General features: G+C 30.5%; 22 protein-coding genes. 11 read left to right on the forward strand and 11 right to left on the reverse strand.

Translation table 11 applies throughout. The features are described from left to right. Nucleotides 1-92 precede the first annotated feature (92 nt). The 6 genes from P8H50_RS07310 to P8H50_RS07335 are packed head-to-tail and all read right to left on the reverse strand — an operon-like array spanning nucleotide 93 to nucleotide 6,280. The gene (locus tag P8H50_RS07310) at nucleotides 93-1,424 is read right to left on the reverse strand and encodes a DUF58 domain-containing protein (protein WP_300207237.1); all 1,332 of its coding nucleotides are present in this window, start codon (nucleotides 1,422-1,424) and stop codon (nucleotides 93-95) included. A gap of 39 nt (nucleotides 1,425-1,463) precedes the next feature. After that, on the reverse strand, nucleotides 1,464-2,447 hold the full coding sequence (locus P8H50_RS07315; protein WP_300207240.1) for a MoxR family ATPase: 984 nt from the start codon (nucleotides 2,445-2,447) through the stop codon (nucleotides 1,464-1,466). After that, entirely contained in the window at nucleotides 2,429-3,661 is a 1,233-nt protein-coding gene (locus P8H50_RS07320; RefSeq protein ID WP_300207243.1) for a DUF4350 domain-containing protein, read from the reverse strand. Before P8H50_RS07320 ends, P8H50_RS07315 begins: the two co-directional genes overlap by 19 nt. Nucleotide 3,662: 1 nt before the next feature. Continuing rightward, nucleotides 3,663-4,397, reverse strand: coding sequence for a DUF4129 domain-containing protein (locus P8H50_RS07325; RefSeq protein WP_300207246.1), 735 nt, complete (start codon nucleotides 4,395-4,397; stop codon nucleotides 3,663-3,665). A 1-nt stretch (nucleotide 4,398) separates the two neighbouring features. After that, nucleotides 4,399-5,289: a hypothetical protein gene (locus tag P8H50_RS07330; RefSeq protein ID WP_300207249.1), complete on the reverse strand. Its 891-nt coding sequence runs from the start codon at nucleotides 5,287-5,289 to the stop codon at nucleotides 4,399-4,401. Nucleotide 5,290: 1 nt separating this feature from the next. Further along, nucleotides 5,291-6,280 carry a stage II sporulation protein M gene (locus P8H50_RS07335; RefSeq protein ID WP_300207251.1) on the reverse strand — a complete coding sequence of 330 codons (990 nt, stop codon included), beginning with the start codon at nucleotides 6,278-6,280 and terminating at the stop codon, nucleotides 5,291-5,293. A 35-nt stretch (nucleotides 6,281-6,315) separates the two neighbouring features. Here P8H50_RS07335 and P8H50_RS07340 point away from each other — a divergent pair, with 35 nt between their 5' ends. The 4 genes from P8H50_RS07340 to P8H50_RS07355 all read left to right on the forward strand — a co-directional run bounded on the left by P8H50_RS07340 (nucleotide 6,316) and on the right by P8H50_RS07355 (nucleotide 9,326). Beyond that, nucleotides 6,316-7,032 (forward strand): RDD family protein, encoded by a 717-nt coding sequence (locus P8H50_RS07340; protein ID WP_300207254.1) that lies wholly within the window; start codon nucleotides 6,316-6,318, stop codon nucleotides 7,030-7,032. 44 nt (nucleotides 7,033-7,076) lie between these two features. Then, nucleotides 7,077-7,529 carry a DUF1569 domain-containing protein gene (locus P8H50_RS07345; RefSeq protein ID WP_300207257.1) on the forward strand — a complete coding sequence of 151 codons (453 nt, stop codon included), beginning with the start codon at nucleotides 7,077-7,079 and terminating at the stop codon, nucleotides 7,527-7,529. A gap of 39 nt (nucleotides 7,530-7,568) precedes the next feature. Then, on the forward strand, nucleotides 7,569-8,168 hold the full coding sequence (locus P8H50_RS07350; RefSeq protein WP_300207260.1) for a trimeric intracellular cation channel family protein: 600 nt from the start codon (nucleotides 7,569-7,571) through the stop codon (nucleotides 8,166-8,168). 66 nt (nucleotides 8,169-8,234) lie between these two features. After that, complete coding sequence (locus P8H50_RS07355) at nucleotides 8,235-9,326, forward strand: hypothetical protein (RefSeq protein WP_300207262.1); 1,092 nt, start codon at nucleotides 8,235-8,237, stop codon at nucleotides 9,324-9,326. A gap of 10 nt (nucleotides 9,327-9,336) precedes the next feature. On the opposite strand, the gene P8H50_RS07360 is transcribed toward P8H50_RS07355, so the two are convergent. Next, nucleotides 9,337-10,053 carry a peptidylprolyl isomerase gene (locus P8H50_RS07360; RefSeq protein ID WP_300207264.1) on the reverse strand — a complete coding sequence of 239 codons (717 nt, stop codon included), beginning with the start codon at nucleotides 10,051-10,053 and terminating at the stop codon, nucleotides 9,337-9,339. Between the two features lie 2 nt (nucleotides 10,054-10,055). Here P8H50_RS07360 and P8H50_RS07365 point away from each other — a divergent pair, with 2 nt between their 5' ends. Then, nucleotides 10,056-10,697 carry a CoA pyrophosphatase gene (locus P8H50_RS07365; protein WP_300207267.1) on the forward strand — a complete coding sequence of 214 codons (642 nt, stop codon included), beginning with the start codon at nucleotides 10,056-10,058 and terminating at the stop codon, nucleotides 10,695-10,697. Nucleotides 10,698-10,742: 45 nt separating this feature from the next. Then, nucleotides 10,743-11,549 carry a lysophospholipid acyltransferase family protein gene (locus tag P8H50_RS07370; RefSeq protein ID WP_300207268.1) on the forward strand — a complete coding sequence of 269 codons (807 nt, stop codon included), beginning with the start codon at nucleotides 10,743-10,745 and terminating at the stop codon, nucleotides 11,547-11,549. Between the two features lie 7 nt (nucleotides 11,550-11,556). Here P8H50_RS07370 and P8H50_RS07375 read toward each other — a convergent pair whose 3' ends face one another. The 3 genes from P8H50_RS07375 to P8H50_RS07385 are packed head-to-tail and all read right to left on the reverse strand — an operon-like array spanning nucleotide 11,557 to nucleotide 13,164. Further along, complete coding sequence (locus P8H50_RS07375) at nucleotides 11,557-12,030, reverse strand: hypothetical protein (protein ID WP_300207271.1); 474 nt, start codon at nucleotides 12,028-12,030, stop codon at nucleotides 11,557-11,559. 4 nt (nucleotides 12,031-12,034) lie between these two features. Next, nucleotides 12,035-12,667: a hypothetical protein gene (locus P8H50_RS07380; RefSeq protein WP_300207273.1), complete on the reverse strand. Its 633-nt coding sequence runs from the start codon at nucleotides 12,665-12,667 to the stop codon at nucleotides 12,035-12,037. 2 nt (nucleotides 12,668-12,669) lie between these two features. Beyond that, the gene (locus tag P8H50_RS07385; RefSeq protein ID WP_300207276.1) at nucleotides 12,670-13,164 is read right to left on the reverse strand and encodes an RNA polymerase sigma factor; all 495 of its coding nucleotides are present in this window, start codon (nucleotides 13,162-13,164) and stop codon (nucleotides 12,670-12,672) included. Nucleotides 13,165-13,527: 363 nt separating this feature from the next. On the opposite strand from P8H50_RS07385, the gene P8H50_RS07390 reads away from it, so the two are divergent. From P8H50_RS07390 to P8H50_RS07410, 5 genes are all read left to right on the forward strand, one after another. After that, the gene (locus P8H50_RS07390; RefSeq protein ID WP_300207279.1) at nucleotides 13,528-15,678 is read left to right on the forward strand and encodes a TonB-dependent receptor; all 2,151 of its coding nucleotides are present in this window, start codon (nucleotides 13,528-13,530) and stop codon (nucleotides 15,676-15,678) included. Between the two features lie 119 nt (nucleotides 15,679-15,797). After that, the gene (locus tag P8H50_RS07395) at nucleotides 15,798-16,430 is read left to right on the forward strand and encodes a hypothetical protein (RefSeq protein WP_300207281.1); all 633 of its coding nucleotides are present in this window, start codon (nucleotides 15,798-15,800) and stop codon (nucleotides 16,428-16,430) included. Between the two features lie 2 nt (nucleotides 16,431-16,432). Then, entirely contained in the window at nucleotides 16,433-17,782 is a 1,350-nt protein-coding gene (locus tag P8H50_RS07400) for a 2TM domain-containing protein (protein WP_300207283.1), read from the forward strand. Nucleotides 17,783-17,793: 11 nt separating this feature from the next. Continuing rightward, nucleotides 17,794-18,138 (forward strand): 2TM domain-containing protein, encoded by a 345-nt coding sequence (locus tag P8H50_RS07405; protein WP_300207286.1) that lies wholly within the window; start codon nucleotides 17,794-17,796, stop codon nucleotides 18,136-18,138. A gap of 47 nt (nucleotides 18,139-18,185) precedes the next feature. Further along, a complete protein-coding gene (locus P8H50_RS07410; RefSeq protein ID WP_300207288.1) occupies nucleotides 18,186-18,941 on the forward strand; it encodes a LytTR family DNA-binding domain-containing protein in 756 nt (251 codons plus the stop codon). Between the two features lie 9 nt (nucleotides 18,942-18,950). Here the strand turns inward: P8H50_RS07410 and P8H50_RS07415 are convergent, their stop codons facing one another. Then, a complete protein-coding gene (locus tag P8H50_RS07415; RefSeq protein WP_300207292.1) occupies nucleotides 18,951-20,123 on the reverse strand; it encodes an LETM1-related biofilm-associated protein in 1,173 nt (390 codons plus the stop codon). Nucleotides 20,124-20,245: the final 122 nt, after the last annotated feature.

Raw genomic sequence — 20,245 nt, forward strand, 5'->3', positions numbered from 1 at the left:
GTTTGTAAACGAAGTTAGCGTTTATTTTTTACAAAGTCAAGTACAGCACCTCTTAAACAACTTGTTTTAAGACCAAAAACACCATAAGAAAACTACAATAATCCGCGAGCTTTAATTTCTAAGTATTTATTAATGGTGTTTATGGTAAGTTTCTCTGGAGCTGTTAAAATACTTTGGATGCCATATTTTTGAAGTTCTTTAACCATTAAGCGTTTCTCGAAAGCAAATTTTTCGGCAATGGTTTTATGGTAAATAGCTTGTAAATCTTCGGCATCTTCTGCTATTAAAGCATCTAACTCTGTGTTTTCAAAAATTACAACAACTAGTAAATGCTTTTTTGAGATGGCTTGTAAGTATGGTAATTGTCTTTTTAAAGCACTTATATGCTCGAAATTTGTGTAGAGTAGTAGTAAACTTCTGTGCGTTACTTTTCGTTTTAATTGTGCATACAAAATACCATAATCGCTATCTGTAAATTGAGTGTCTATATTATACAAACGTTCTAGAATTGTATTTAAATACGTAAGTTTTTGTATGGCTGGTAAAAAAGAATCTACCGTTTTAGAAAACGTAAGCATACCAACCTTATCATGCTTTTTTAAGGCAACATTACTAAAGGCTAATGTAGAATTTATAGCATAGTCTAATAGTTTTAAGCCATTAAAAGGCATTTTCATTACACGACCAGTGTCTATAATAGAGTAGATGGGTTGCGATTTTTCGTCTTGAAACTGGTTTACCATTAAGTGTCCTGTTTTAGCAGTTGCTTTCCAGTTTACAGTTCTAAAATCGTCGCCTTGAACATAATTTTTTATTTGTTCGAATTCTGAAGTATTACCAATTTTTCTAATTTTCTTTAAACCAAATTCGGTTAAATTATTACTCATGGCCAGAAAATCGTATTTCTGCATTTGAATAAATGATGGATACACAGCCACCATTTGTTCATTTTGAAACTTAAATTTTCGTTTTACAATGTTTAAAGCCGAAGAGCAAAAAACATTTAAAAACCCAAACCTGTATTCTCCACGTTCTACTGGTCTTACCTTATAACTAAACTCATGAATTTCGTTGGGCTGAAGTTTAGCAATATAATTAAAATCTCTTTTTTGAAACTGTACAGGCAGCTCGTCTATAACAGATATTTCTGTTTTAAAAGGATAGTGGTTTGTAATGCTTATTGGTACAGGATTGTCATCACTATTCGAAAATTTATCAGGCAATAAACGTCTTGCTTTTATAGGGTTTTTTATGCGATAGAGCAGTAGTACATCCATAAAAAATAGCACCAAGATTACAACAGTTATAATGCATGCTATTGGAAACAGTAAAGGTATCCAATACGATAATAAAAAGCATACTGAAGCACTTGCCAAATAGACATAGAAACCTTTGTGTAAGTATAGCGATTTTATAAATTTCATTTTTAAAGTTAAGGGTTAAATGCTAAAAGTGAATAGGTATTAGCGTGGTACTTCTACACTTTGTACAATCATATCTATAACATTCTCTGTTGTCATGCCTTCCATCTCGCGTTCTGGTGTTAAAATAATTCTATGATTTAGAATAGGTTTAAGCGCTTTTTTAATATCTTCTGGTGTTACAAAATCTCTTCCGTTTATGGCAGCAAATGCTTTTGAGGTGTTTAAAATTGAAATGGATGCTCTTGGAGAACCTCCTAAATATAAATGTGGGTGATTTCTTGTTTTAGAAACCAACTCTGCTATGTATTTTATTATTTTTTCTTCAACTAAAACCGATTGTATTTTTGTTTTATAATCTGCTAAATCTTTAGCGTCTAGAATAGGCTCAATTAAGGTCTGTGGTTTCTCGCCTCTACGTTCGTGATGCGTTTGTATAATTTTAACCTCGTCTTCTACGCTTGGATAATCTACTTTTATTTTAAAGATAAAACGGTCTAATTGTGCCTCTGGTAAGGCGTAAGTTCCTTCTTGCTCAATTGGGTTTTGTGTTGCTAAAACCATAAATGGAGATTCAAAAGGGTAGGTTTTGCCATCTATTGTAGCTTGGCGCTCTTCCATTGTTTCAAATAAAGCAGCTTGGGTTTTTGCAGGTGCACGATTTATTTCATCTATTAAAACAATATTAGAAAAAATAGGTCCTTTTTTAAATTCAAATTCGGAGGTTTTCATATTTAAAACCGAAGTTCCCAAAACATCACTTGGCATTAAATCTGGTGTAAATTGAATACGACTAAAATCGGTTTTTAAAACCTTTGCAAACAACTTAGCTGTAACGGTTTTAGCAATACCAGGCACACCTTCTATAAGTACGTGACCATCTGCTAAAAGTGCAACAATTAAGAGCTCTATAAATTCTTGTTGACCAACAATAACTTTGCCTAATTCTGCTTTTATTTGTGTAACAGCATGTTTTAAATCTTCTAAAGGGATTCTGTTATTAAATTCTAAATCTTGGTTTTCCATGTGTTGTTGGATTTATATGTTTCTATGTCAGCATTTAGTTTTTCTAAAGCTTCTTTGGTTATTTGAGTACTGTTAGAAAGCATTTCTATGGCTTTAAACAGCGCTTTGGTTGCTTCTATTGTGTTATTACTTCTCAATGCTAAATTTGTAATAAAGGTATCGTCTATGGTGTTTGTATTTAAATGCAAATGGGTTCTAATGTACTCTAAAAAATGTTGAATTTTATGATGGGTAATGTCTGTATGGTTACCACTTTCATAATACATATTAGCAATAGTACGCGTAAATTCTAAAGTTTGATTTTTTAAAGGTTTTACAATAGGAATAGCACGTTGCTTACGTTTACCATCGAAAATAACATAAAATAAAGCACCAATTAGCATAAGGTAATAAGCCCAACGTAACTCTTTAGCTTTTAAAAAGACATAGAGTGGCGACGTTGCCGATTTTTTACCAGACTTGTAATAATTATCGAAATAAATGGGTTGTTTTGTATTTAAATACGAAAGTAATCCTGCGGTGTAATCTTTATTATCATCTTTTAAAATGAAATAATTGGTATAAGCCTTTGGAAACAAATTTAAAATAATTTCACCTTCGCCAAAAGCTTGTTTTATAACGTTTGCATGATGCTTTTCTCTAATAGAATCGCTTTTTGAAGCATTTGCTATTGTTGCTATTATTTTAGTGCTTGTTGTGTCTATACTTTTAAAATAACTCACAAAATTAGATTTTTTAAAAGCGTATTTTTTAATATGATCTAAATCTTTATTTTGAAGTTTTAAATTGAAAATATTATCAAAATTATTAAAGTTACTTACAACTGAAGTTTCAAGATTTAATGTATCTAAAAGTGTTTTCGAAATTTCTTCTGATGCTATAACAAGCGTATTTCCTTTAGCAGTCCACTCTAACAATTTGTCGAGTTCAGCATCATCAAATAGTACTTTTCCATTTAAAAAAAAGTAAGTGCCATTTATTTCTGTATTATTACTTAAGGTTTCAAAAGGAGGACGTTTTAAGTCTTTTATGTTTTTTGTTGTAAATATGCGTTCTAACTGCTCGTAAAACACGTAAGAACCATAAGGTATTTTATGGTGTTTGGCATAACTAGGAAACCAGTTTATGTCTTGTGGCTTATTATATTCTAAAACAATAATAAACACAACAACTAAAGCTGTTAATGCAATGTATATTTTTCCTTTTTTATCCAAATTAGTTTTTTACTTGTTTGTTTAGATTTATAAAATCTAGTTTTAAGTTTTCAAATTTTATAGCATCTACTTCAAATTCACCATACCAAACATAATCATAAATTCTAGTGATTTTTTCAAACTGTGTCTGTAAAGTATTAGTTTGTATTTCTTTAATATAGTCTTCGTTTGTTTTTTGTTGTTGCCACTCAATAATATTATGTTGCGAGAGTTCCTTAATGGCAAGTAAATAATAATATCTTATGGCTAGTCTGTAATCTTGTTGTTTTACAGCTTCTGTAATTAATGCGTTAATGTCTTCGTTTTTAATGATTTGCTCTTCGTCTGTAAATAAAATTTCAGACTTTTTTTGTTTGCCATATAGTAGGTTTCTACTATTCATTTTTAAAAACACACGTAGTAACAGAAAAATTAATACCGCAAGAATTATGTATGGTACCACTCTAATAATAAACCAAAGAATACCGCTTGCAGCATCCATTCCAAAGAAAAAAGAAAGCAAGCGCATGAGTAAACTTATTACCCAACGTTTAAATTTTACCCAAAGCGAGTCTTCGTCTGCTACTGTCTCTTCGTAATTAAAATCGTCATTATTAGTATATTGTTTAAGGTCTTCTTTAGTAATGTCTTGTTTCTGGTAATATGGTGCAGTATTTTCATCAGAGATTGTGTTATCCTGAGCAAAGCCTATATTACAAACAAAGCAAAAAAGAAAAAGAAGCCTTAATATATGCATGTTACGACTCTGTGTTACCTAAAGCATCAATTTTCTCAAAAGTTCCTGTAAAGTTTTTCTTTTCGTTAATATTAAAATAAATGAAGATGGTAACTATAATGGTTACAAAGTTTAAAAAGAATTTAAAGGCATAGCTTATAAGGTTTAAAACAATATAAATGGGATCTTTAAAATAGCTTAACGGATTTTCTCCTGGATCTATTTCGCCAGAGAAAACTCCCATTTTAATATAGGTATATATGGTTGTTGGCAGACTTAAAACACCACCAATAACGCTAATAATTAGCCCAACAACAAAGAGTACTAAAAAGGTTATCCACCATTCTCCTTTTACAAAATTAAAACTGTCGCTAAAGGCATCCATAACGCTTTTCTTTTCAAAAATCATGATACAGAAAACAACAGACATTGGCACAATAAGATAAATTCCAGGAATAATACATAGCATAAGCCCAATCCCAATTGCAATACCTTTTAGTATACTAAGTCCTATAAAACTCCAAAACGTATCTTTAACTTCAGTTTTAACTTGTACTTCGTTTACTTCACCATTATTTTCTGTATAAGATTTAATATAATGTAAGGTCGCAGAGTAAGCTAAAGCGTAAACCATTATTCCTGTAAAAGACAATACCAAAATAGAAACAACAAGTAGTAAAATACTTAATTCTTCGCTATCAAAAGCAGAAGGTCCACTAGTTGCTAAAGCAGTAATGTCGCCAAAAGTGTAGAGTACAAAACCAAAAGAAACAAAGAAAAATATTAAGTATGGTAAAGTAATTTGTAATATTAGTGTAAAAAACGGTTTAAACTCATGGCGTAAAAATGTAAATACATCTGATAGCATTTCACCTAACTCACGTTGTTTTTTAAATTGTATAAATTGTTTCATTTTAATATTTATTAGTTAATTCTTGAGTTTTTTTAAGTTGTTCTTTCTTATTTAGTAGTATTGGGTAATAAACGTAGTAAAACAAAATTAATGCTAAAGAGCCAGAAATTATTAATATGGCCAACCAATCTGGCATTTCTGTATGTCTTGTTACAAAACCTTCTAAAAATCCAGCGATTATAAAAAATGGAATAGTACTAATTAATATTTTAAGTCCATTTTTTACACTTCTAATAAAGGATTCTAATCTTGTATATGTTCCAGGAAAAAGCATCCCATTTCCAACAACCAAACCAGAACAACCTGCAATAATAATAACAGATATTTCTATGGTTCCATGAATCCATATCGTTCTAACAGATTCCCATAGTAAGCCTTGTTCGTAAAAGAAATATTGGAAACTGCCAAGCATAATTCCGTTTTGCATCATAATAAAAAGAGCACCAATGCCAAGCATAAAGCCATAACCAAAAGCCATAAGTGCTACTTTAATGTTATTAAGTGTGATTCCTAAAAACATATTAAATTCACCTTGTTCCTTATAAACTCCCATTGGATCGCCTTTTTCTATGTTCTCTATAGTCATGTTTACATAGCCATCACCTAAAAAGCTGCGAACAAAATCACCTTCGTTAGCTGCAGAAAAAGCGCCAATAACTACAAATAATGTAAAGGAGAGAAAGGCAACTAATAATTCGCGATGGTGTTGGCGAAATAGTAAAGGAAACTCGTGTGTAAAAAAAGTAAGGAGTCTATTTTTTGATTCTTTTTTAGTTTTATAAATTTTTTGGTGAGCGCTAGAAGCTAATCCATTTAAATAGGCTTCTGTATTACTATTTGGATAAAAAGTTTTTGCGTAACTTAAATGATCTGTAATTTCAATATAGAGACTAGACAATTCGTCTGGTGTAATTGCCATATTATTTGACAGAACACTTTCAAATGTTAACCATTTATCTTTATTTTGCTTCACGAAAGCAGCTTCACGCATCTAGAATTGTATTAGGCTTTCAAAGAAAAGAAAATATGAAAGAATTTCAAATAGAAACCGCTCAAAATGTTGGCATTGTTCAGAATGCAGCAACTATTATGGACAGAATGTGGGCTTATGTTATAGATACCATAGTTATATACCTCTATTTGTTTGCAGTAATTATGCTTTTAGTATTTTTAGATTTAAATATGAGAGACACTTGGGCAATATATTTATTAGTGTCTTTACCTGCTTTTTTATATTATGTTTTGTTAGAAACATTTTGGAACGGACAAACCATTGGGAAGTACATTCTTAAAACCAGAGTAGTACGTTTAGATGGTTCAAAGCCAAGTTTTGCTAACTATTTTGTAAGATGGATTTTACGTATTATAGATGTTGTTATAACCTCTGGTGGTTTAGCAGCACTTGTTATTTTAATAAGAGGAAATGGTCAGCGAATAGGTGATATTGCTGCTCAAACCACAGTAATATCAGAAAAACGTAAAATTTCAATTCAAGATACTATTATCAGAGATATAGCTTCAGATTATATACCAACTTATAGCCAAGTCACCTTATTTAGCGATCCAGAAATGCAAACTATTAAGAATTTGTATGATGATGCTAAGCGTAAAGGAAACCACAATGTTATACTAAAATTATTTTATAAGGTTAAAGATGTTATGGCTGTTGAGCCTAAAGAGCAGCCTATTGTGTTTTTAGACACTGTAATTAAAGATTACAATTACTATACTCAGAATATGTAAGTAGCTTGTATTAAATTTATTTATAATCTTTTAAACCAATGTTTATGAAAAACCTTTTCAAAAATGAAATCACTAATGAGCTAATTAGTAGAATAGATAATTTAACAGCTACAACACAACCTAATTGGGGAAAAATGTCTGTTTCACAAATGTTAGCACATTGTTGCGTTGCTTATGAGATGGTTTATACAGATAAGCATCCTAGACCAAATGCATTGGTAAGAACCTTGTTAAAATGGTTTGTAAAAAAACCAGTTGTAAATGAAAAGCCTTATCCAAAAAATGGAAAGACAGCTCCTCAGTTTATTATTTCAGATGCTCGAGAGTTTGAAACTGAAAAAGAACGTTTAATAGGTTTTATATTAAAAACACAAGAATTAGGAGCGGATTATTTTAATGGAAAAGAATCTCACTCTTTTGGTATACTAACGGTTACGGAGTGGAATAACTCATTTTATAAGCATTTAGATCATCATTTAAATCAATTTGGAGTTTAGATATTGAAGTAATAACAATCCAATTAATTTAACAATTCAATGTTTTATATTATAGATATTTTAGGAACCATAGCCTTTTCTATTTCAGGAGTTTTGGTAGCATTAAATAAAAAAATGGATCCTTTCGGCATTTTAATTATTGCTTTTGTAACTGCAGTTGGTGGTGGAACATTACGCGATGTTTTAATTGGTGAAACACCTGTAAGTTGGATGACTAATATAACCTTTGTCTATGTGGTTTTAGCCTCGACAATTCTAGCTGTTATTTTTAAATCGAAAATAGATTATTTGCGTAAGTCCCTTTTTTTATTCGATACAATTGGAATAGGATTATACACTGTGGTAGGTGTAGAAAAAGGTATTAACGCAGGATTACATCCAATTATTTGTATTGCTTTAGGGACAATGTCTGCTTGTTTTGGAGGAGTAATTAGAGATATACTATGTAACGAAATTCCGGTAATTTTTAGAAAAGAAATTTATGCTACAGCATGCATTTTGGGTGGTATAACTTACTTTATTATAAAACGTTTACCAATAGAAGGCGATTTTGTTTTTATTATTGCTGGTTTGGTAGTTATTGTAACACGTATTCTAGCTGTAAAGTTTAAGTTAAGGCTACCAACGTTTTATACGTAGTTTTTAATACTATACTTATAATGAGTACGTTATTAAGTTACATTACATAACCTAGCTTAACATAAAATGAGATTTTCAAAAATTATATTAATTGTATTATGTTTTAGTGGATTACGTGCTACAGCTCAAAATATTAAAAATCCTACGGTACATTTACCTCACTTACAATTTGATACGCTCTACAATCAACAAAAAATTGAGAATCCTATATATCTAAATGGTAATGTAGCTTCAGTAAATAAAACATGTATTCAGCATATTTCTCTAAACAGCGATTTTGCTTATAATGAAAATTACAACTACAAATTAGACAAAAACAAACAAGTAATTTCTTACTCAAGCGACGTCGATTATTTTGAAGACGAAAGTATAACCTTTAACGAGAAACCAGATTTTAAAACCACTAAGGATACAATTATTCAAAAAGGTAATGAGAAATATGTATTTAAAAGCGGATTATTAACTTTAAAAGAAGTTAAAGATTACCAAATAGGAAATTTAGACAGTATTGTGTTTTCTTATAGTAAAGGAAAGCTGAAGAGTGAAACACACTATGTGTCTCAAGGTATGTATGAAATGGACGAAAATGGCGATATAGATGAAAATGTAATGCTTTACGAAGCTTATAATGTCAGGTATTATTCGGTTTTAAATTATAACAAAAATGGTCTAATTGTTAACTGTAAAAATTATGAAGTCATTCAAGATTTTATAACAACAAATGAAATAATCTATAACTACAATAATAACGGAAACTTAATAAAGTATAGCATTTTAAATGCTGTTTACGATGTTAATAGTGTTGACATTTATACGCATCCTAAAGAATGGGTTTTTAAAAAAGAATTTGAATTTGAGAGCGATTTAAAAAAAGTTAATGGAACATATACATATGATAATTTGGGTCGTATTGTTTCTCATCACTATAAAACGTCTAAACAAGAAAGCGATGTTTACAAAGTAGAATACTCTAAAAACGGTTATATAATTAAAGTTTCTAGCGATTACCTTAATAGGTCTAAGATATTACATCAAGATTTAGAATACGAGTTTACTTTAGATCATTTAAAAAATCCAATTCAAATAGATTCTTATATAATTAAAGATAAAAAAAGAGTAATAGATAAGTCAACAGTTTTAGAAATTACTTATTATTAAGTTTATTTTTTTAGTCTAAAACCTCTATTTTATTAATGTAGACATTATGTATAGGCCAATGTCCACCATCAACTTCCTGTTCAGCAATTTTATCTATTACCTCAAGGCCATTGGTAACACGACCAAAAGCAGTGTATTCTCCATCTAAATGAAACTGATTGCTTTGCGTGATAAAAAACTCGAAAGGCGAAGCTAGTTTGTAAGCGTTTCTAATCTCTCCGCTTGGTATAGAAATAGTGCCTCTTATGTGTTTGTAACCATATCTAACATCTGGAGGTAAAAGGTATCGACCAATATTTCGACGTTTCCTTAAAACCTCAATATTATCGCTATTTCCACCCTGAATAACAAAGTTTTTAACCACACGATGAAACTGTGTACCATCAAAAACTTTATTTTTTGTTAAAAAAATAAAGTTAGCGCGATGGTATTTTGTTTTATTAAAGAGTTCAAGATCTATGTTTCCAAATCTTGTGTAAATACGTACTTTGTTTTCTTTATGTATTTCGGCATATTCGCCAAAAAAATCCATAGCGTTGTCATCGTTTAATGGCAAATAGCGCTCCTCTAAAGTTAATTTAGAACTGTCTATAACTACTACTTTTTCTTCAGACTTTGGTGTAATCGTATCAATTTTAGTCACGACTTCTTCAGTCTTTTTAGCTTTAGATTGTTTATCTTCACAATTAAATAGTAGTAATACACACAATAAAAGTAGTCCTCTCATAAATGAAATTTGAATCGTTTTTAAAATCTATCGTAAAAATAGAAAATTTACCATTACCAGCCGAAACGTCTCAGTTTAAAATGTCTCCTCCTTACAGAGCAGATTTAATAAAGTTACAAGCAGAACGTATTAAAAAAGCGAGAAAAAGTGCTGTAATGGCATTGTTTTATCCTAATCAGGAAGGAGAAACTTACCTAATTCTTATTTTAAGAAAAACCTATAAAGGTGTACATTCTGCTCAAGTAGGATTTCCTGGAGGCAAGCTAGAGGCAAACGAAACGAACCAGCAAGCTGCTTTGCGTGAAACCGAAGAAGAAATAGGAGTAAAGCAACAGACAGTTACTGTTTTAAAAGCGTTAACAGAAATGTATATTCCATCAAGTAACTTTTACGTGAAACCTTTTATTGGGATTGTGAAAACAACACCAGAGTTTATTAAGCAAGACACAGAAGTTGATTCGCTTTTAGAAATAAATCTTGACCATTTTTTAAGCGATACTGTAATTACAACAAAAATAGTTACTCTGGCTAATGGTCTAGAAGTGAGTGTTCCAGCTTATAATTTAAACAGCCATTTGGTTTGGGGAGCAACAGCGATGATGCTTAGTGAAGTGAAAGACTTGTTAAAGGCTAGCTTTAAATAGTTGTATTTTGCTACATTTGTTATAGAAAAAGAATACTAAAAATTTATGGGTTTATTTAAACGAAATCCTTTCGGACATATATTATTTGTTAAAAAGTGGCTAATCAGAATTTTAGGTGTGCTTTCGCACAGACGTTTTCGTGGTTTTAACGAATTACAAATTGAAGGATCAGAAATTATTAAAAACTTACCAGAGACCAATGTTTTATTTATTTCTAATCATCAAACCTATTTTGCAGATGTTATCTCTATGTTTCATGTATTTAATGCAAGTTTAAGCAATAGAGAAGATTCTATAAAGAATGTTGGTTATTTATGGAATCCAAAGTTAAACATGTATTACGTTGCAGCTAAAGAAACGATGAAATCTGGATTACTACCTAAAATATTTGCATATACAGGTTCTATAAGTATAGAACGTACCTGGAGAAGTGAAGGTAAAGATGTAAACAGACAGGTTAAAATGAGTGATATCTCTATGATTAGTACTGCCTTAGATGATGGTTGGGTAGTAACATTTCCTCAAGGTACAACAACACCATTTAAGCCTATTCGTAAAGGAACAGCACACATTATTAAAAAGTATAAGCCTGTAGTTGTACCTATTGTAATAGATGGTTTTAGACGCTCTTTCGATAAAAAAGGATTGCGTATCAAAAAGAAAAACGTGTATCAGTCTTTCGAAATAAAAAAACCATTAGAGATAGATTACGAAAACGAATCGATAGCAAGTATTGTAGAAAAAATAGAATATGCTATAGAGCAACATCCTTCCTTTTTAAAAGTTATCCCACAAGATGAATTAGAAGCTAAAGAAGCGCTTAATAAGCAAAGAGAATGGTTAGATAGTTAAAAGCAAATTATGCTTTTGTACTGCTTAAAACCTTATCTTGTTTTTTTGCCTCATTATCTTTTAAAGTACCCAAGCCTATACCTATTGCCATACCTATAACCATGCCAATATTCATTCCAAAAACTATACCTTTTTCCTTGTTAAAAGCAATGCCAATACTCATACCTAATACTATTCCAATAGAAAGCCCAAAAGACATGCCTAGTGTCATGTAATGACCTTCAGAAATTAAATTCAATTGCTTTTTAGCAAAACAAATAAATGCATTAAGTTTCTTTTTTAAAGATTTAAAATCTTCAGTATTAGCTTCAATGTTTAATGCAGCTAATTCATTTTTAAGAGCTTTTATATCTTTATCTGTTAAATCTCTACGTTTGATATCGTATAATAAAGAAATAAAGTGCTTGTATGTTTTAATCTCTTTTTTATTATTGTTTTTAGTAATAGAGTTTTCTAAAAATGATATGGTTTTGTCTATCATGATTTTAAACGTCTAGTTTTTTTAATTCTTTATAGTTACGGTTTAAACGTTTCATTAAAATGCCATATAAAAGTTTATAAAATAACCATATAATACCAACAAAAACTAAGGTTAATACCAAAACAGCAACAGCAACACCTATTTTTCCGCCAGTATCTAGCTTGGTCATTAATTCTCCAAATTTAGGATCGGTTTTAGTTGCATAATAAGAACCAAGTAACATAGAAATAAAAGCCATAATTAAGTTGTATCCAACATAATATTTTATAACTTTTCTAGTATTTATAATGCTTTCCATGAGTTTTTTAGCATTATCTGTTACAGAAATGCTTTTATAAGCTTTGTATAATAAGTAAATAAATAATATAATTACAGCAAAACTTAAAACCGTTAAGCTGGTTAAAAGTATAGGATTTATAGTGCTATTTTCTACCTGAGCATTGTAAGCAGAGGATAGTTTTGGAAGAAAAGTAATAGCAATCCAAAATACTAATTCTGCAATACTTATATAAAAGAGCGTCTTAACAATAGAAGACGATTTTTTTAAAAGCATAGGATAAAGATCTTGAGACTTTAGCTGCTTTTCTTCTGGCATTTTTGCTTGCCAGTGTTTTTTTAATAATTCTAATTCATCCATAATTACGGATTTAAAATGGTTCTTAACTTAGTTTTCACTCTATTCATTTTCACTCTAGCATTAACCTCGCTAATACCCATTGTTTCACTAATCTCTTTATAGTTTTTGTCTTCTAAATACAAGAAAACAAGTGCTTTTTCAATATCATTTAATTCATGTACTGCACTATATAATAACTTTAATTGCTGTTCTTCAGTATCGTCATACTCATCTGCTTTAATTTTAAACTGTACAGTATCAAATTCTGTAGTGTTTATGGTACGTTTAGATTTTCGGTATAGTGTAATAGCAGTATTTAACCCAACACGATACATCCATGTACTAAATTTTGCGTCGCCACGAAATTTAGGATAGGCTTTCCATAATTGTATGGTAATTTCCTGGAACAAATCGTTATGTGCGTCGTAGTTATTGGTGTATAATCTACAGACTTTATGCACGATATTCTGGTGTGTTTCCAGCAATTCTACAAAGCTATGTTCTAGTTGTTTGTTCAATGTTTATGGTTAGGTTACTATGTAAGTAGTATAAATGTAAGATATGTTACACGATAATTAATAATATTTTTTTGGCGTTACCTTTTACTCATACCTACAAGGATAAAAAACCTTGTAGGATCGTAAAACGTCAGGCTCTCAAGGCTCGCTTTTTTTTAAGAAAATAAAAAAAGAGCTTAAACAAACCTTTCCATCCTTAACGCATAAACTATTTACATAGTTAAATGCTGTATTCATTTTCATAGAATTAATTTTAAGCTGTAAAAACAGTCCATCTTCATAAAACCACACTTCAGTACTATTCAATTTTAAAAGCGAATCTACTTACACACTTTTGTACTATCAATTCAATATACGAACCGTATGAAATTATTTTTCGCAATCTTTATCACATTAATAAGCTTACAACTTTCTGCACAAACTATAAGTGGTATTGTAACAGATTCTAACAACAATCCAATAGAATGCGTCAATGTTTATTTAGAAGGAACCTACGATGGTGCATCAACTATAGCAGATGGAACATTCTCTTTTAAAACTAATGCAATAAGAACGCAACTTCTAGTAGCATCTTTTATCTCTTTCGAAACATTTACACTATCAGCAGACGTTTCTACTTTAAACAATTTAAAAATAGTGCTTCGAGACGATGTAAACGCGTTAGATACTGTTGTACTATCCGCAGGTACATTCTCTGCAGGAGATAATAGTAAAATTTCAGCATTAACATCTTTAGATGTAGTTACTACTGCTAGTGCTATAGGCGATTTTGTTAGTGCTTTACAAACACTTCCTGGAACCACAACAGTATCAGAAGATGGTAGGTTATTTGTGCGTGGAGGAGAAGCTGAAGAAACTCAAATATTTATAGATGGTATTCGTGTATTTACACCTTACACACCAACAACAAATAATGCACCTACTCGTGGGCGTTATTCTCCTTTTTTATTCGATGGGATTACCTTTTCTACAGGTGGTTATAGTGCAGAATATGGTCAAGCCTTGTCTAGCGTATTGTTATTAAATACTATAAACGATCCAGACCAAGAAAAAACCGACATTAGTATCATGAGTGTTGGTGTTGCGATTGGTAATACTCAAAAGTGGGAGCGAAGCGCATTTAGTGTTAATACTTCTTATATTAATTTGGCGCCTTATTTAGCAATTTATAAAGATAGAAACGATTGGAAAAAACCTTTTGAAACTTTCTCTGGTGAAGCTGTTTACAGGTATAAAACCAAAAAAGGAAGATTAAAACTTTACTCTGCTTTCGATAATAGTAACTTTCAGCTTACTCAGGAAGATATAAACATTCCAGAAGGTGTAGGTTTTAAACTAAACAATTCTAATCTTTATTTTAATGGCTCTTACACTACAAAATTAGAGAACAGATGGAAATTGGCCTCAGGTTTTAGTTACACCTATGCTAAAAACAAAATAAACATAGACGCTAATGCTATAGATGATACCGAAAACTCAATCCATACTAAAATAAAGTTGCACAAAAGCTTTAGCAACCGTTTTAAATTAAACTTTGGAGCAGAATATTTTTCAACACATTTTAATGAAGCCTTCAATAACGAAAACATATCATCTTTAGACTACGGTTTTAAAAACAACATTACTGCTGCATTTACAGAAGCAGATGTTATTTTCTCAAGAAAACTAGCTTTAAAAGCAGGTTTTAGAGCAGAATACAGCGCTCTGTTTAAGGAAACCAATGTATCGCCAAGACTGTCTTTGGCTTATAAAACAGGCGATAAAAGCCAGATGTCTTTAGCTTATGGCGATTTTTACCAAAACCCAAACAGTAGTATTTTAAAATTTGAGCAAAACTTAAGAGCGCAACAGACACAACATTATATTTTAAATTACCAATACAACAACGATGGTAAAATTTTTAGAGCAGAAACATATTTAAAAAACTATTCTAATTTAATAAAATACGATACTGAGTTTACTAGTTTCGATACTAATTATAATAACACAGGAAGCGGTTATGCTAAAGGTCTAGACTTGTTTTATCGCGATAATAGTAGCATAAAAAATGTAGATTATTGGGTAAGCTATTCTTTTTTAGATACTGCACGAGATTATAGAAATTTTACCAATAAAGCACAACCTAGTTTTGCTAATAAACACAACCTATCGGTTGTAGGTAAATATTTTATAACAGACTGGAAAAGCCAAGTAGGTTTTAGTTACGCTCATGCTTCTGGTAGAACTTATACTAACCCAAACCAAAGTGGATTTTTAAATAGTAAAACCAAGAGTTTTAATAATTTAAGTTTGAATTGGGCTTATTTATTAAGTCCACAAAAAATTCTATATTTTTCTGTAAATAATGTCTTAGGCTTTAAAAATATTAATGGTTCCCAATATGCAAACACACCAGGTGCAAATAATAATTTTGCAAGACGTGCTTTAAAGCCAGCTGCAGACCAGTTTTTCTTTGTTGGTTTCTTTTGGACTATTAGCGAAAATGGAACAGATAACCAATTGGATAATTTGTAGGAATACAATAAAAAATAGATTTAATACAATTCAGCATAAAAAATGAACAGTTCAGTCATTCGCTTTTTATAAACCGTTGCTTCTGTTAGATATTTGCTTCAACTTTAAAACACACCATTATGTACAAATTAGCACTTATTATTATCATGTTTTTAACCTCTCAAGTAGAAGCGCAAACAGAAACACAATATGAAACTGGCATGCAAAAAGCATTTGCTTTATGGCAAGACAATAAGCCAGAAGAAGCTGCAAATCTTTTCGAGCGAATTGCCAATGCAGATAACCAAAACTGGTTACCATCGTATTACGCGGCACAAGTATTAATTTACGATGCATTTTCTAAGCTTCAAGAACCAAAAGCTATGGAGTTACAACTAAAACGCGCTCAAAATTTTATTAACGATGCCACAACTAATTCTAAAGATAATGCAGAGGTTTTAGTGCTTCAAGCCTTATTACATACTGCTTATGTAGCAAGTGATGGTGCAAAATATGGCATGACTTTAGCGCCAAAAGTGGCACGAATTTATGCGCAAGCTTATAAGCTAGATCCTAAAAATCCGCGTGTAGTTTTAAAACAAGCAGGATGGAATAAAGGTAGTGCCGAATATTTTGGACAGGACATTGCACCATTTTGTAAGGAATTTGATAAAGCCTTAGAACTTTTTGCTAACTTTAAACCAGAATCTAAGTTTCATCCTAATTGGGGAAAAGAAGAAGCAGAAGCAATGGTGAAATCTTGTAAACAATAAATATGGTTAAGTTTTTAAAAGCATTCGGTAAAGCGTTTAGCATTGGTATTGCAGTATTTTTAGTAATTGGTCTTATTAAATTTATTAATGGAGACACTATAAAATTCGATAAATACTTACTTGAATATTTTATATATAATCAAGTGTATTCTGTAATATTATATCTAGCTAATGCTTTTACTATTGATTACATGACTGATAAAATGGGCTATAAGCTCTTCGAAATTAAAAACTTAATTATGGCAGCTATACTGTCTGTTGGTATTTCGATAGTCTCTATATTTTGTATTCGTTACATTATTAGAGTTGTTATTTACGATAGTACATTCGATGCATTTTTAAAAACCGAAACTTTAAATAATTACCAGTTTGCTTTAGGAATTTCTGTACTCATTACAACTATTTTTTATGCTATTTCATATTATAAAAGCAAACAAGAACGCAAGGTTAAAGAACAAAAAGTAATAGCAGGAACTGCAAGCGCAAAATTCGATGCTTTAAAAAACCAATTAGACCCACATTTTCTATTTAATAGTTTAAATGTATTAACCAGTTTAATCGAAGAGAATCCAGAAAATGCTCAAAAGTTTACAACCAGCTTATCTAAAGTCTACCGTTACGTTTTAGAACAAAAAAATAAAGATTTAATAACACTTGACGAAGAGCTAAAGTTTGCAAAAACATACATGTTACTTTTAAAAATGCGGTTTGAGGATAGTATTATTTTCGATATTCCAGAGCAAGCAACAGACCCAGAAAGTAAGGTGGTGCCATTATCGTTACAACTGCTTTTAGAAAATGCTGTAAAACATAATATAGTAACAGCTAATAAGCCATTACATATTAAAATATACGAAAGCAATGGAAACCTTATTGTAGAAAACAATTTGCAAACAAAACAAGTAGTAAAAAAGAGTAGTGGAGTAGGTTTAAACAATATAAGACAGCGCTACCAATTATTAACAAACAAACAAGTAAGTATTACTGAGAATAAAACCAGTTTTAAAGTGTCTATTCCAATGCTTACCAAACAAATAACAATTATGCAACAATTACCACAAAAACAATTTGACGACAGCTATGTAAGAGCTCGTAAACATGTAGAAGAATTAAAAGGCTTTTACTATAACTTAATGGCTTACTGCCTGGTTATACCATTTTTAATATTTATCAATTATAAAACCTATTGGGAATTTCAATGGTTTTGGTTCTCTGCTGCTGGTTGGGGAATAGGCTTATCTATTCATGCTTATAAAGTTTTTGTAAGCGAAGGTGTTTTAGGACGCGATTGGGAACAACAAAAAATTGAAAAATTTATGGAACAAGAACGTAAAAGAAGAGATTCACTTTAAAATATATTGAAATGAAAGATTATAATATAGAACCATATATCGACAATAATTCGCAACGTAGTTTCGAAGAAGAAGAAGCATATATAAGAGCCAAGAAAAAGCTAGATAAGATTATTGGTTTTTATTGGCACTTAGCATCATATTTAGTTGTTAATATAGTATTGCTTTACATAATATATGTGAACACAGAATCTGGCTTTTGGTCTTTTGGTAGTTTCTCTACTGCAATTTTTTGGGGAATCGGCTTATTTTTTCACTTTTTAGGCGTTTTTGGACGTAACTACCTTTTTAGTAAAGCTTGGGAAGATAGAAAAATAGCAGAATACATGGAGGACGAAAAAAGGCGCTGGGAATAATAGATTTTAGTTAAAAGAGATAGAGTAAGTAATCGAAAAACCTAAACATGAACGTAATTATAATAGAAGACGAAAAACCATCTGCAAGACGTTTGCAGCGCATGTTAAAAACGCTAGATATAGAAGCCGAAACCATGTTACATTCTGTAGAAGAGTCTATAATTTGGTTTCAAAATAACGAGCATCCAGATCTTATTTTTTTAGACATACAACTAAGCGATGGATTATCTTTCGAGATTTTTGATGCTATAGAAATTACTTCTGCTATTATATTTACTACTGCTTACGATGAGTATGCACTACAAGCTTTTAAACTTAATAGTATAGATTACTTATTAAAACCTATAGATGACGAAGAGCTGGAAAAAGCTGTTTCTAAATTTAAAACTCGACTTCCAGAAAAGCAAAGCGTTACTTTAGATTTTAATGAGATTAAAAAACTACTAGTAAACCCTATAGAACGTGAGTACAAAAAACGGTTTTCGGTAAAAGTTGGACAGCATTTAAAGCTTGTTAATATAGATGAGATAGAATGTTTCTATAGCGAGAATAAAGGCACTTATTTACACACAACACTTGGTAGAAATTATTTGTTGGACACCACATTAGATGCTTTGGAGCAGGAATTGGCTCCGGAGCAATTCTTTAGAATAAACAGAAAATTCTTTGTTAATATTCATGCCATAAAAGATATGGTGAGCTATACTAATTCGCGATTACAAATAAAATTAAATAGCTATACAGAACAAGAAGTTATTGTAGCACGAGAACGTGTAAAAGACTTTAAAAAATGGTTAGAGTAGGTATGTCTTTTAGTCTTCAATTCTATTATCATCAAAAGCAGAAGGTAAAAGCTTGGGTATAAACTTTATTACTAAAGGTAATAATAAAGCACCACCTGGTAATAGAAAAATAGCAAGACTTGGTATCGCTTTAAAAATATCTAATAACTGATCTTGCACCTTCTTTTGTTCTTCTTTAGAAAGATCTCTTACTGTTGATTTTGATAGTAAAAGCATAAGTTCTTTACTTTGTGATAATTCTTTTTGTAACCTTTTACTATTTCTAGATATTAATTTCATAACCATAGTACTAGAATTATTATAAAAAGATTTTACAATATTTTTAGAGCCTAATAAAACAATATCTTGCTTGTGTAATATGTAGAAGTTAGAAATAGATTCCATGGCCTTTTTAACAGCTTCAGTTTCTAAATTTAAATCTTTTCCTAATTGAAATAAAAAGTAGCGCTCCTTATCGTCTATTTTTTTATCAGACCAAGTTGCCATACAAGCAAGATCTAAAATATATTGTTTCTCTAAAGGCGTTTTTAAAATTTTTATGGCATTATTATAATCAAGTTTATTTGTTTGTTGGTAGCGTAAAGATTGCTCGAACAAATTTATAAGACTATTATCGTACTTGGTTTTTTTTAACTTAGAGTTTAAAGTTGTTAAAACTATAGTTTCGATAGCGCTTTCTTCTTTAATAATTGAATCTTCTGTTATACTATCTGTGGTTAAATATTCCTTGTAAGCTAAAACATCAATAAATAACAAAGCATTAGTTATAAAGTAGTTGAAGCTTTTGTAGATGAGGTTATCATCTATTTGTATTCTTCTATGTATAATTTTTTCTAGAGTATCATGGTTATCATTTTTACTAATAATATCTAATAAAAAATTAGTCTTATGTGCATTGATTTTTTTGTAAAATGCAACTGTATTTTCTATAAAATCATCAGGATTTTTATAGCTATTGTGCGTTACAAATAATGCTATAAGATGATTTATTTTACAGATTTCTTCAAAAGATAAATCGTTTTTATCAATTAAATTTTTAACAATTTCTGTATTACTTCCATAAATATAACCACAAGGAATAAGAGCTTTATATAACTCGGCAAGCGATTCGAATTCTTTCGAGAACTCTTTGTTGTGCAGTGTTGTTAGCTTTTTAATCCAGCCAGAAGAAGATGGGTTCACTTGTTTATTTCTTTAGATTACAAAGTTAGTTTTTTCAAGCCAATTCATATGCGATTTAGTGGTAACATAATGCATTGTTAGAAAAAGTAATAAAAAAAGCCTCAGACTAATTTAAATCTAAG

The sequence above is a fragment of the Lacinutrix sp. genome (assembly GCF_029238095.1).
GTDB lineage: Bacteria > Bacteroidota > Bacteroidia > Flavobacteriales > Flavobacteriaceae > Lacinutrix.